The sequence below is a fragment of the Rhodococcus sp. LB1 genome (genome assembly GCF_001583455.1).
Lineage (GTDB): Bacteria > Actinomycetota > Actinomycetes > Mycobacteriales > Mycobacteriaceae > Rhodococcus_F > Rhodococcus_F opacus.
In genome coordinates, this window is record NZ_LTCZ01000282.1 from 1 (window position 1) to 12,394 (window position 12,394).

Annotated in this window: 17 protein-coding genes; 8 read left to right on the forward strand and 9 right to left on the reverse strand. The window is 68.3% G+C overall.

Annotated features, from left to right (window positions below; genetic code table 11):
* Positions 1-21: 21 nt before the first annotated feature.
* The 6 genes from AZG88_RS29370 to mrf all read right to left on the reverse strand — a co-directional run bounded on the left by AZG88_RS29370 (position 22) and on the right by mrf (position 4,642).
* A complete protein-coding gene (locus AZG88_RS29370; protein WP_005238658.1) occupies positions 22-1,500 on the reverse strand; it encodes a sensor histidine kinase in 1,479 nt (492 codons plus the stop codon).
* Entirely contained in the window at positions 1,500-2,186 is a 687-nt protein-coding gene (locus tag AZG88_RS29375; protein WP_005238656.1) for a response regulator transcription factor, read from the reverse strand. Before AZG88_RS29375 ends, AZG88_RS29370 begins: the two co-directional genes overlap by 1 nt.
* A gap of 68 nt (positions 2,187-2,254) precedes the next feature.
* Entirely contained in the window at positions 2,255-2,863 is a 609-nt protein-coding gene (locus tag AZG88_RS29380) for a trimeric intracellular cation channel family protein (RefSeq protein WP_005238652.1), read from the reverse strand.
* A 24-nt stretch (positions 2,864-2,887) separates the two neighbouring features.
* Complete coding sequence (gene rpmF, locus AZG88_RS29385) at positions 2,888-3,061, reverse strand: 50S ribosomal protein L32 (RefSeq protein WP_005259908.1); 174 nt, start codon at positions 3,059-3,061, stop codon at positions 2,888-2,890.
* Positions 3,062-3,125: 64 nt separating this feature from the next.
* Complete coding sequence (locus AZG88_RS29390; RefSeq protein ID WP_061699904.1) at positions 3,126-3,380, reverse strand: type B 50S ribosomal protein L31; 255 nt, start codon at positions 3,378-3,380, stop codon at positions 3,126-3,128.
* Complete coding sequence (gene mrf, locus AZG88_RS29395; protein ID WP_061044685.1) at positions 3,377-4,642, reverse strand: ribosome hibernation factor-recruiting GTPase MRF; 1,266 nt, start codon at positions 4,640-4,642, stop codon at positions 3,377-3,379. Before mrf ends, AZG88_RS29390 begins: the two co-directional genes overlap by 4 nt.
* A gap of 96 nt (positions 4,643-4,738) precedes the next feature.
* Here mrf and rpmB point away from each other — a divergent pair, with 96 nt between their 5' ends.
* Genes rpmB through rpsR form a run of 4 tightly spaced genes read left to right on the forward strand, consistent with a single transcriptional unit; the run spans position 4,739 to position 5,724 of the window.
* Complete coding sequence (rpmB, locus tag AZG88_RS29400) at positions 4,739-4,975, forward strand: 50S ribosomal protein L28 (protein ID WP_061699905.1); 237 nt, start codon at positions 4,739-4,741, stop codon at positions 4,973-4,975.
* Positions 4,975-5,142, forward strand: coding sequence for a 50S ribosomal protein L33 (rpmG, locus tag AZG88_RS29405; protein WP_005238642.1), 168 nt, complete (start codon positions 4,975-4,977; stop codon positions 5,140-5,142). The genes rpmB and rpmG overlap by 1 nt, the downstream gene beginning before the upstream one ends.
* A 12-nt stretch (positions 5,143-5,154) precedes the next feature.
* A complete protein-coding gene (gene rpsN, locus AZG88_RS29410; RefSeq protein WP_061699906.1) occupies positions 5,155-5,460 on the forward strand; it encodes a 30S ribosomal protein S14 in 306 nt (101 codons plus the stop codon).
* Positions 5,461-5,469: 9 nt separating this feature from the next.
* On the forward strand, positions 5,470-5,724 hold the full coding sequence (gene rpsR, locus AZG88_RS29415) for a 30S ribosomal protein S18 (protein WP_005238639.1): 255 nt from the start codon (positions 5,470-5,472) through the stop codon (positions 5,722-5,724).
* Positions 5,725-5,785: 61 nt separating this feature from the next.
* Here rpsR and AZG88_RS29420 read toward each other — a convergent pair whose 3' ends face one another.
* From AZG88_RS29420 to AZG88_RS29430, 3 genes are all read right to left on the reverse strand, one after another.
* Positions 5,786-6,379: a DUF305 domain-containing protein gene (locus tag AZG88_RS29420; protein ID WP_005238638.1), complete on the reverse strand. Its 594-nt coding sequence runs from the start codon at positions 6,377-6,379 to the stop codon at positions 5,786-5,788.
* A gap of 70 nt (positions 6,380-6,449) precedes the next feature.
* Positions 6,450-6,839, reverse strand: coding sequence for a DUF6153 family protein (locus AZG88_RS29425; RefSeq protein ID WP_231914253.1), 390 nt, complete (start codon positions 6,837-6,839; stop codon positions 6,450-6,452).
* An 80-nt stretch (positions 6,840-6,919) separates the two neighbouring features.
* Entirely contained in the window at positions 6,920-7,972 is a 1,053-nt protein-coding gene (locus AZG88_RS29430) for a serine hydrolase domain-containing protein (RefSeq protein ID WP_061699908.1), read from the reverse strand.
* A 140-nt stretch (positions 7,973-8,112) separates the two neighbouring features.
* Here AZG88_RS29430 and AZG88_RS29435 point away from each other — a divergent pair, with 140 nt between their 5' ends.
* The 4 genes from AZG88_RS29435 to AZG88_RS29450 form a co-directional block, all read left to right on the forward strand.
* Positions 8,113-9,042, forward strand: a complete 930-nt coding sequence (locus AZG88_RS29435) for an AEC family transporter (protein WP_005238627.1) — start codon at positions 8,113-8,115, stop codon at positions 9,040-9,042.
* A gap of 14 nt (positions 9,043-9,056) precedes the next feature.
* Complete coding sequence (locus tag AZG88_RS29440) at positions 9,057-9,521, forward strand: hypothetical protein (RefSeq protein ID WP_005259920.1); 465 nt, start codon at positions 9,057-9,059, stop codon at positions 9,519-9,521.
* A gap of 1 nt (position 9,522) precedes the next feature.
* On the forward strand, positions 9,523-10,686 hold the full coding sequence (locus tag AZG88_RS29445; RefSeq protein ID WP_061699909.1) for an MFS transporter: 1,164 nt from the start codon (positions 9,523-9,525) through the stop codon (positions 10,684-10,686).
* Between the two features lie 149 nt (positions 10,687-10,835).
* Positions 10,836-12,394 (forward strand): NAD-glutamate dehydrogenase domain-containing protein (locus AZG88_RS29450; protein ID WP_197487961.1); only part of this gene is annotated, 1,559 nt, incomplete at its 3' end.

The following is a 12,394-nucleotide window of genomic DNA, read 5'->3' on the forward strand; positions in this document are numbered from 1 at the left end:
GTTTTCAGATGCACTCTGAGACTATTCCGCTCCGGGTTCACCCGGAAGGACGATCCGGATGAGCGCACCGCCCCGTTCCGAGACGTCGACGGCGATCGTGCCGCCGTGCTTGACCACCACCTGCCTGACGATCGCCAGTCCCAGCCCGGAGCCGGGCATCGAGCGCGACGCCGTCGATCGGTAGAAGCGGTCGAACACCAGCTCCCGATCCTCCTCCGGAATGCCCGGGCCCGCGTCGTCGACCGTCAGCTCGAGAAGTCCGTCGCCTGCCGGCTTCATCGCCACGCGCACCTGCTCACCGGTGGGACTCCATTTTGCCGCGTTGTCGAGTACGTTGAGCACCGCCCGCGACAGTCCCGCATGGTCGCCGTAGACGAACCAGGGAACGGTGACGGCGGTGAAGTCGATCTCGTTGCGCCGGCGGCGTGCCCGCTCGAGACTCCGATCCACCACTTCACTGAGATCGACTCTCTCGAAGACGGTTTCCGGTGCATCCTCGCGGGCGAGATCCACGAGGTCGCCCACCAGCTGCGAGAGCTCCTCGATCTGCGCCACCACGTCGGTGCGCAATTCGGCCATGTCCTCGTCCGGAATATGCGGTGCGCCAGGACGACTCGACGCGATCAGCAACTCCATGTTGGTACGCAACGACGTGAGCGGCGTCCGCAGTTCGTGTCCGGCGTCGGCGACGAGCCTGCTCTGCCGCTCCCGCGATTCCGCGAGCGCCCTCAGCATCGTGTTGAAACTCTCGGTGAGCCGCGCGAGTTCGTCGTTGCCCGTCACCGGCATGGGCGTCAGGTCGTCGGTCCGGGCCACCCGTTCCGTGGCGGCGGTGAGCCGGGCGATCGGACGCAGACCGGTGCGCCCCACCGTCGTTCCGGCGGCGGCCGCGAGGACCACTCCGCACCCGCCGACGATGAACAGCACCCAGGCGAGCCGGTCGAGCACGGCGCCCGTCGGCGCCAGGCGCTGCGCGATCACCAGGGTGCTGCCGTCCTGGGTGCGTTCGGCCAGCACCCGCTGATTGTCCGCCGTACGCAACGACGTGTCGCGCTCGCCGCGGGCCACGGACAGTTCGGGTTCACCGATGGGGACACTCGACCCCGGCGGCGTGTACGTGTCGAGGTCCGGGAAGATCAGCGCCACACTGATGTCCGTCGTGTACAGCGTCGCGCCCGCGATGTAGCGCGGATCGAACGTCACGAGATTGCTGTCGATGAGCGCCGACGCGCGGGTGCGCAACTGGTTGTCGACATCCGCGTACAGAGCCCGCGACACCACGGCGTACGCCGCGATCGCCATGACTGCCACCGCGATGGCCACCACGGACGCGGCGAGCAGCGTCACCCGCCACCGCAACGACACCGACCGCGTCAACGGCATCGGAGGTCGCATCTCGGGCGGTAACGGGATCGGGCCTGTGGGGTGCCGGGAAATGTGGTGCGAGTCGTGCTTCGCCGACCCCGACTTGTCGGCGGTCTTGTGGAACGGAACTGCCATCACGGAGGAGTCTCCCGCAGCACGTAGCCGACTCCGCGGACGGTGTGCAACAGGCGGGTCTCGCCGTCCGCCTCCGTCTTGCGGCGCAGATACCCGACGTAGACCTCCAGCGCGTTGCCGGACGTCGGGAAGTCGTAACCCCACACCTCCTCGAGGATGCGACCGCGAGTCAGCACCCGGCGCGGGTTGGCCATCAGCATCTCGAGGAGCGAGAACTCGGTGCGGGTGAGGCTGATGGACCGCTCGCCACGCGTCACCTCGCGGGTGACCGGGTCGAGCGTGAGGTCCTCGAACGTCATCTTCTCCGAGTCGATGCCCGGCTCCGGCGCGGCGCGGCGCAGCAGTGCGCGCAGCCGGGCCAGTAACTCCTCCAGGGCGAAGGGTTTCGGCAGGTAGTCGTCGGCTCCGGCGTCCAGGCCCGACACCCGCTCCGACACGGAGTCGCGCGCCGTGAGGACGAGAATCGGCAGGTCGTCGCCGGTACTCCGCAGCCGTCGGCACACCTCGAGACCGTCCAGGCGCGGCATCATCACATCGAGTACGAGCGCGTCGGGGCGCGCGTTCGCCACCTTCTCGAGAGCATCGATACCGTCGACGGCCAGTTCCACCGAGTACCCGTTGAAGCTGAGGGACCGCCGTAAGGACTCCCTCACGGCGCGATCGTCGTCGACCACCAAAATGCGCATACCCGACAGTTTGGCCCGATCAACTGAGATATGTCTGAGAAGGGATCATCGAAGTGCCCTGGCGGCGGTCACTCGAGGACCCGCGGACCCGGCAGACCCCAGTTCCGCCACAGCGCCAGCACCCGCAGCGCCGACGCGAACACGGTGCCCACCACCAGCGCCACGTCGGTGCCCGAACCCCACTCGCTCACCACGACCACCAACGCCGAACCGAGCAGCGCGGGCACCGCGTAGAAGTCCCGCTGCAGCAGCAACGGGACCTCGTTCACCAGCACGTCGCGCAGGATCCCGCCGCCGATCGCCGCCGTCCCGCCGATGAGACACGACGCGAGCGGGCTCGCCCCGTGGTCGAGCGCGATCACCGCGCCCGTGCTCGCGAACAGGCCCATGCCCAGAGCGTCGAGCACCAGGATCTCCCGGCGGAGTCGCCCGACAGTCGAGTGCAGGAAGAACACCAGCAACGACATGCCGAACGACGTGCCGAGGTTCGGCCAGCTACCCAGCGACGTCGGCGGATGGATGCCCAGCAGGACGTCGCGGACGATGCCGCCACCGAGAGCGGTGAAGACACCGACCACGCACACACCGAAGATGTCGAGGCGCTTCGTCACCCCCACCAGGGCGCCCGAGGCCGCGAACACCGCGATGCCCACCAGTTCCAGGATGTACAGCAGCACCCGCCAAGGTTCGCACGGGGAGCGTCACTTCCCGGCCGGGTCCACCAATCCCAGCTTCACGGCCTTCACCAGCCGGCGCGGCACGCGATGCGTCGCGCCGCCCACCGTCACCTCGACGAGGTCGGGTGCCTGGGCCTTCCACTGCGATCTCCGGCTGCGCGTATTGGACCGCGACATTCTGCGTTTCGGTACTGCCATGGTGTGTCTCCTCCTTCGTCGTCGACCTGTGAGTACTTGTTAACCGCGGGCGGTTGACAAGCACTCACGGGCGGTTGCGCACTCCGTAGCGGCGTTCGAACTTCTCGACGCGGCCCGCGGTGTCCATCACTCGCTGCGCGCCGGTCCAGAACGGGTGCGACTCGCTGGTCACGTCCGCGACCACCAGCGGATAGGTGTTGCCGTCCGCCCACAGGGCGGTGCGGTCGCTGGTCACCGTCGACCGCGTGAGAAACGTGGTTCCGGTGCTCGCGTCCTGGAACACCACGGGGTGGTAGTCGGGGTGGATGTGGGGCTTCATTCGTGTCCCTCTCTCGATTCGGGTTCTGCGTAGGGTGATTCGCTGCTCTCGCAGGGGTCTTCGTGGAACTGCCCGAACGGGTCGGGCCACGACTGCCAGGCCGCCTCGTCCGCGAGTTCGTCGTCGGTGACGAGCGCCCACTGCAGCGTGCGGTCGATCTCGGTGGGGTCGGCCGCATGCACCAGCACCACCATCGACGTGTGCCGGTCGCCGAAGCGCTCGTCCCAGCACAGCGCGGCCATCGCGCGGCGCGCGACCCCGACCTGTTCCTGTTCCTCCGCGGTCATCGCGGCCAGCCAGCGGTCGGCACTGGCCACCCGCAGTCCCCCACCGGCCGACTCGAGCCACAGAGCCTCGTCCGGCTGCGTGGCGACCCACACGCGGCCGCGAGACGTGACGACCCCGTCGAGGAGCACGTCGACGGCCTCGTGCAGTCGCTCCGGATGGAACGGCCGGGTGGCGGTGAACTCGACGAGCATGACGCCGCAGTCGTGGGACAGCGGCGGCTGTCCGCGCAGCAGCGGCGAGTGGGCGTGGGACGGCTCACCGCGCCGCGCGCCGGCCGGGATGTCGCGGAGCAGGCGCTCGACGTCGGGCGCCTCCCCGTTCCAGATGATCGGCGCGCCTGGTGCCAACCGGGCCAGGACGGCGTGGAGCCGGGCCTGCTGCCAGCCGTCGCCGGCACTGCCCGACACCACCAGGGCGTCGGCGAAGTCCACCTGCCCGACCGCGACCTGCGCGACGGTGCGGTCGTCGTCCAGTGCTTCGTCGCCGGTGGCGTCGGCCAGCCACGATGCCGCGTCGACGCAGGTGACGACGCCGTCGACGCGCACGTCCCGCGATGCCGGACCGTCGATCTGCCCCACCACACCGGACACCGCCACGTGCTCGACCGCCCAGCACACCGCCTCGGGTTCGAGCCGGCGGTCGAGGTGCAGCACGATGCGCTGCACCGAACTGCGGGTGTGCAGGCGGCGGAGCAGCGGGAGTAGGTCCTCGCGCAGCGTGCAGGAGATGCAACCGTGCGCCAGTTCGAGGATGCCGAGGCGCTCGCGCGGCGCCCCCGACTCCAGCGTCGTGACGGTGCGGCGCACGACGCCTTCGTGCACGAGGTCGAGGTCGTGATGCACGACGACGGTGCCTTCGCGGAGCAGCGACCGCGCCGCGTCCTCGGCGGGGCCGTTCCAACCGGAAACCAGGATCAGCGGCGTCCGGCCGTCGAGTATCTCACTCACGAGCACCCTTTCGATAACGATTGTCATTACGTGGACGGAACGCTACATTGGAATCTCGCCATTGTCGAAAATGATTGTCATAACCCTTGCGGCGGTTCCGCGAGGGGACAGAGAGGAACGCCCATGTCGGCGCACTGCCAGGTGACCGGACGCCAGCCAGGATTCGGCAAGTCCGTGTCGCACTCCCACAAGCGCACCAACTGGCGCTGGGATCCGAACATCCAGAAGAAGACGTACCTCCTGCCCAGCGAGGGCAGACGGGTCACCCTCACGCTCTCCGCCAAGGGCATCAAAACCATCGACCGGGACGGCATCGAGGCCGTCGTCGCCCGGATCCGCGCCCGCGGGGACAAGATCTGATGGCCGCCCGCAACGAGATCCGCCCGATCGTGAAACTGAAGTCGACGGCAGGCACCGGATACACGTACGTGACCCGCAAGAACCGCCGCAACGACCCCGACCGTCTGGTGATGAAGAAGTACGACCCGGTCGTGCGGAAGCACGTCGATTTCCGAGAAGAGAAGTAGAAGACACCGCACATGGCCAAGAAGTCGAAGATCGCAAAGAACGAGCAACGCAAGATCGTCGTGGCACGCTGGGCCGAGCGCCGCGCGGAGCTGAAGGAGACCATCCGCCGTCCGTCGAGCAGCGCAGACGAGCGCGCGCAGGCCCGGGCGGCACTGCAGCGTCTGCCCCGCGACGCGAGTCCGGTACGATTACGCAATCGAGACGCTGCGGATGGACGTCCGCGCGGCCACCTGAGGAAGTTCGGGCTCTCTCGCGTGCGTGTTCGCGAGATGGCGCACCGCGGGGAGCTGCCAGGCGTCCACAAGTCGAGCTGGTAAAGGAAGCAGATGGCAGTCAAGAGAGCACCGTCGAAGAAGCCGCGTCCCGTCGAGGGCCGCAAGCCCAAGAAGAACCCGTTGTTCGCGGCCAAGATCGAGTACGTCGATTACAAGGACATCAACCTCCTCCGCACGTTCATCTCGGACCGCGGCAAGATCCGTAGCCGCCGCGTCACGGGCCTGACCCCGCAGCAGCAGCGTCAGGTTGCCGTCGCCGTCAAGAACGCTCGCGAGATGGCTCTGCTGCCCTTCACGAGCCGGTAACTCACGTAAGCACCGAAAAGGCCGCGTAATCCTCGGATTACGCGGCCTTTCGTCATTCCGGTCAGCCGAGCGCGGCCTGCATGTCGGTGATCTCCTTCTGCTGAGCGGTCACGATGTCCGTGGCCATCTGCCTGGCCTCCGGGTTCTCACCGTCGGCCAGTTCGGTGTTCGCCATGTCGATCGCGCCCTCGTGGTGCGCGATCATCATGGTCAGCCATTGCCGGTCGAACTCCGTGCCCGACAATGCCGTCAGGGCGTCCATCTGATCGGCCGACATCATTCCGGCGCCGTGGTTCATGTCGTGCATGCCGGACATGTCGGGCGTCGGAACCGGTTGTCCCCACTGCTGGAGCCAGGTGGTCATCCGGTCCATCTCGGGTTGCTGCGCCGCCTTGATCGCGGCGGCGAGAGCGACCACCTCGGCGTTGTCGGTGTGACCGGCGACCATGTCGGACATCTCCACCGCCTGCGCGTGATGCGGGTACATCCCTTCCAGGAACGCGACGTCGGCGTCGTTGAATTGCGTCTGCGATTCGACGGCTGAGGTCGACGCACCGGACGTCGACGAGGTGCCTGCCGAGTCGGTGCCGCAGCCGGTCAGGACGAGAGCCGCACCTGTCGCGGCGGCGATCAGGGCAGTGATGGTGGTACGCATGGGGAACTCCTCGAAATCGATTCGGGAAATGACAGTCGGATCCGCCGGGGCACACGCCCCGGGCTCCCTGTCACACCCGCAGGATCGAGAGTTCCGCCAAAGAAAGCACCGTCCACGGTGGTGGTCCGCGCCCCGACTGCACACGGTCGGCGCTCACCCGCGACCGTCGCGCGGCAGGATCCACGGAATGCCACCACAGCAACATCACCGACGTCAGCGCGGCGATCACCACGATCACGCCGGCACACTGATGTCCGGTGAGGTGGGGTTGCTCGCATCCGTCCCCGCCGCAACCGTGGGGGTCTTCGGAGTGGGACGCGGTGGCCGAGGGCTGCGCGTGTGCCGCGGCAATCGCGGTCGGCGCGATCAGGCTGTGCATGAGGAGCACCCCGGCGGCGACGGCGATCAGCAGCGCGGCACGCGCCACGACTGTGTGCCTCCGCCCGGTTGCCGTCTCCACACGACCACTGTAACCGGACATACCCAGCGGGGGTACCCAGGCACGTGAGTGACAATGTGTGCCCCGGGACGCGAAAACACTCACATGGGGGTGTGGGCGAGGATCTCCAGACCCTGCTGCTCGAGTCCGCCGATGGTGTCGGTGAGGATGACGAGCCCGCGGTCGTTCTCGCGGTCGAGCACGACCGTGCACTGGAAACCGCCGGTCGCGCCGCCGTGCAGCGTGTAGTCGCGGCCTTCGAACGCGACGATCGACCACGTCAGCGCGCGGTAGTTGTCGCCGATCCACCGCGGATCCATGGCCGCGCTCCCGGGGACCGTCCCGTCGAGGAGCGCCCGGACGTAGGTCGACATGTCGTTCGCGGTCGACCGCAACCCGCCTGCCGGGGCGTAGGCGTCCAGCGGCCACGGGTCCTGCGACCGGTGCAGGACGTCGAATCCGCGGGTGACGTTCGGGGGCAGGTCGGCGGTGGTGAGCGGCATCCACGACTGCGACAGCCCGAGGGGGGCGAGCATGCGCTCGCGGAGCAGCGACGGGTAATCGGTGTGCGCGGCCGCGGCCAGCGCCTGGCCGAGCAGCGCGAAGCCGACGGTCGAGTACGAGTACGTGCCGCGGGTAGTGAGGGGCGCCGACTGCAGTTGCTCCAGCAGGGTGTCCCGGTCGTACGTGAACGGGTTGGACGCGACCACCCAGTGCCCGACGGCCACCACGGTGTCGGTGCTCATCGGGAACTGCGCCAGCCCGGACGTGTGGGACGCCAGCTCGAGCAGTGTCACGTCGCCGACCGGTGCGCCCTGCAACGGCAGCACATCCCCGGCCTTCGTGTCCTCGCGCACCTCCCCCCGGGCGACGGCGTCGACGAACAGTTCCGCGGTGAACGTCTTGGTGACGGAACCGATCTCGTAGTCGGTGTCTTCGGTGGCCCCGAAATTCGCGAACCGGGTGCCGGACGCGTCGATGTACGCGACGCTCGCGTTCTCGCGGTAGCTGCGCCCGAGGACCTGCCCGGCGAGCGCGATCAGTTGCGGATCCCCACTCGACGGCGGGGCCAGCGCCGACGCCACGGGAGCCGCGCCCCAGGCGAGGGTCCACGCGCAGAACAGCGCACAGAGGACGGTCGTTCGACGCAGCATTGCGACTCCTCGAGCGCGACGGAACGCGCGCACAGACGATCTCCCCGACCGGACGCTATTGTCACCCACCCGAACGCCGAGCACTAGACTTCGGAAGGTTTGCCGACAGGGGCATACCTGTCGAGGAGGTGCCCCGCAGCGTGTCGGGAGTGGTTGCGGGATTCACCGTCATATTCGTCATCATCGCCATCGGCTATCTGCTCGGCCGGCGCGGGACGCTGGGCGCGGAGGGCGAAACCGTCCTGGGCAGGCTGGTGTTCTTCGTCGCCACACCGGCGCTGCTGTTCGATTCACTCGCATCGTCCGACCTCTCCGTGATCTTCTCGCCCACACTCGCCGTCGCGGCTGTCACGGCATTGACGGTCGGCGCACTGTACATGGTCGTCGCGAGAGTGTGGTTGCGCAGGTCCCTTCCGGAACTGACGATCGGCGCACTGTCGGCGTCGTACGTGAACTCCGCGAATCTCGGCATTCCCATCGCGGTGTTCGTCCTGGGGGACGCGTCGTTCGTGGCGCCGCTGCTGCTGTTCCAGATCATCGCGTACTCCCCCATCGCCCTCACCATCCTCGATGTCACCACGCTCCGACGCGGCGCGTCGCGGCTCGACACGATCACCGCACCGTTCAAGAACCCGATCGTCGTGGCGGGTGCCGCGGGACTGCTGATCGCACTCCTCGGCTGGACACCCCCGGAAGCCCTGATGCAGCCGTTCCGGCTCATGGGTGGCGCGTCGGTGCCGGGTGCGCTGCTCGCGTTCGGCATCTCGCTGTACGGGGTGCGGGTGCTGGAGAAGGGGACGAGCCCGCGACGCGACGTCGCGCTGGCGTCGGTGCTCAAGATCGTGGTGCAACCGGTGCTGGCCTACCTGATGGCGCGTTATCTGCTCGGGCTCGACGGCCACGAACTGTTCGCCATCGTGGTGGTGGCGACGCTGCCCACGGCACAGAACGTCTTCGTCTACGCAAGCCGGTACGGGGTGGGAACGGTGCTGGCGCGAGACACCGCTTTCGTCACGACTTTGGCTGCGATTCCGGGGATTGCGCTGGTCTCCGGCCTGCTCGCGGGATGAGGTTACCGTGGCATATGCGCGTAATCGCCCTCGCAGTGCTGGCCTGCCTCGCCCTCGCCGGATGCGGGTCCGGTTCGAGCACCGACGAACCGACGATTCCCCCGGAGATCGCGTCCGCAGTGGATCCCAGCCCGACCAATCCGTCGTCGGGAATGCCGATTCCCTCCGAAGTGCCCGGCGACGAATTCGGCACCGTCTTCGAGTCGCGCCCTGACATCGTCCGGGCGAATCCGACACCGTTCGAGTCGTGGTCCCGCGCGGACGGCAACAAGGTGGCGATCCACTTCGTCACCGGAACCCCGGAGTGCTACGGCGCCGACGCGACCGTCACCGAAACCGACACCACCGTCACCATCTCGCTGCGCACCGGCACCCTCCCGGAGGCCGCCGACAAGATGTGCATTCTCGTCGCCGTGTTCGGCACCCTCGAAGTCCCGTTGCAGGCGCCGCTCGGCGATCGCCGGGTGATCAACGGATGACCTGGTGAAGCACTGGTTCCGCAACGTCTGCATTGCCACTGCTCTCCTCCAGGCCGTCTATCACGCTGTCCGCGTTCTCGTCTCCTATCGCGTCCTCGCGCTCGGCGGCGACGCCGTCACGATCGGCATCGTCACCGCCCTGTTCTCGCTGGCACCGCTGCTCGTCGCGGTCCGGATCGGACGCGCCGTGGACCGGCGGCACGCCGCCGCGGTCCTGCGGACCGGTGTGCTGCTGACCACACTGGGTGTCCTGGTGATTGCGGCGAGCGGCGACCTGATCGTCCTCGCGCTCGGCAATGTCGTCCTCGGGTTCGGCCAGATCCTCGTGACCGTCGCCGGGCAGGGGTTCATCACGCTCCTCTCCCCACCCGGTGAACTGGACCGGGGTTTCGCCGGATTGACGCTCGGCGTCTCGGTCGGCCAGGCCGTCGGCGTCCCGCTCGTCGGACTGATCGCGGCGGGAAGCTCGGACGGCGGCGTCGTCGAAACCACTCTGGCGTTGACGGTGATGGGGGCGGTGTCGCTGGCCGCGATCCCGTTCGCCTGGCCGATACGCGAACGCCCGCAAGCAGCGGAGCTGCCGTCGCCCGGCGACCGGCAGTCCGTGTTCAGCATGATCTCGACGACGGGGATGCGGCCGGCCGTGTTCAGCAGTCTGATCGTGCTGGCGTCGGTCGACGTCGTCGTCGCGTACCTCCCCGTCCTCGGGCACGAGTTCGGTTTCAGCGTTCTGCTGGTGTCGTTGTTGCTGACCGCGCGGACCGCGGCGTCGATCGTGTCACGCGCGTTCCTGCCGTGGCTGCTCACCCGGGTGTCGCGGCAGAAGCTGCTGATCTCCGCCACGCTGTGCTCGGCGCTGCCCACCGCCCTGCTGCCGTTCGTGCCCGACCCGGTCGGGATGGCGCTGCTCCTCGTCGTGGCCGGATTCTTCTGGGGCATCGGTCAACCACTGACGATGACCTGGGTGGCAGGGCTCGTCACCACCGCCAACAGGGCCGCCGCGTTGTCGCTGCGCCTGACCGGAAACCGGCTCGGGCAGGTACTGATTCCGCTGGCCGCAGGCGCCGCGGCGGGGGTCGCGGGCACGTCGTCGATCTTCGTGATCACCGGCGGACTGCTCGGTACCGCAGCGGTCTCCACCTGGCGAGCTGTGAGTACTTGTTAACCGCCCGCGGTTGACAAGTACTCACAGCTCCGAAACGTCGCGTCCGTCGCCGCACGACGCTCCACTTCGTCGGATGTGGCGTGCGTCTCTTCTCGACACACTGGTTCCCAAGTCACGCGTTTGCCAGATCAGGGGTCAGGAGCCACACGATGAGCTATACCGGTGTCATTCCGAGCACGACCGACACACCCCGTCCACGCCAGGACGAGGCCGCCGTGTCGAGCGCGGTCCTGGCGTCCGGAGGGACCACTCCGCGGCTGCGATTCGTCGACACCCCGGATGCACTGCCCGAGCCGGCCGCCGTCATGGTCTGGCCGCAGGGCACCCCGTTGCTCGCCGAGTTGGTCGCACTGTTCGCGGACCTCGGGTTGCGGGTCGCGTCCCACGAACAGCTGCCCGCGGGCGAGCCCGGCAGCCCGCTGGTCCACCGGTTCGATTTCAGCACCGGCGACTTCGCCTGGGACGCCGAGACTCCGGGCCTGCTGTCCGACGCGTTCGAGGCCGCGGCCGCCGGACATCTGGAGGTCGACGGATTCACCCGCCTCGTCGCCGCGGCGAACCTGACGTGGACGGACGCCGTCCTGGTCCGGGCGGCATGCCGCTACCTCCGCCAGGTGGGGCTGGGACTGTCGGAACCCAACATCGTGGCGATCCTGTTGCGGCACAACGATTTCGTGCGCGGATTCCGCGACCTGTTCACCGCCCGTTTCGATCCCGCTGCCACCGGCCCCGACCGTGACAGCGCCGTCGCGGATGCGGAGCGCGTGCTGCTCGACGCGATCGACCGCACCGCGACGCTGGACGAGGACCGTCTGCTCCGCGGCCTGCTGTCGTTCACGTCGGCGGTGCTGCGCACCAACTGGTTCCAGCACGACCGCACGATCAGCGCCGCCCCCGCCGCGTTCAAGATCGACCCGTCGCTGCTGTCGCTGTCCGCGGCCGTGACCCCGTACCGCGAGATCTTCGTGCACTCGCCGATCGTCGAGGGCAGCCATGTCCGCAGCGGTCCGGTCTCGCGCGGCGGCCTGCGGTGGTCGGACCGCAAGGACGACTTCCGCACCGAGGTTCTGGGTCTGATGAAGACACAGCACGTGAAGAACTCGCTGATCGTTCCGATGGGCGCGAAGGGCGCGTTCGTGGTGCGCACCGAGACGACGCCCGACGCGGTCCGCGCGGCGTACACGAGTTTCATCGACGGACTGCTCGACGTCACCGACGACATCGTCGACGGCGAGGTGGTCCACCCCCGCGACACGGTGATCTACGACGACGCCGACCCGTATCTGGTGGTGGCCGCCGACAAGGGCACGGCCCGATTCTCCGACCTGGCCAACAGCATCGCGACGCGTCGCGGCTTCTGGCTCGGCGACGCGTTCGCGTCCGGCGGCTCCGCCGGCTACGACCACAAGGCGATGGGCATCACGGCGCGCGGCGGATGGGTTTCCGTCCGCAGGCATTTCGCCGAGATGGGCAAGAACGTCGACACCGACGCGTTCACGGTGGTCGGCATCGGCGACATGTCCGGCGACGTGTTCGGCAACGGGATGCTGCTCAGCCGCGCCATCCGATTGGTCGGCGCGTTCGACCACCGGCACATCTTCCTCGATCCCGAACCGGATTCCGAGGCGTCCTACCGCGAGCGCGAGCGCCTCGCGTCCGTGCCCGGCAGCAGTTGGGACGACTACGACCGGAGCCTCGTCTCGGCGGG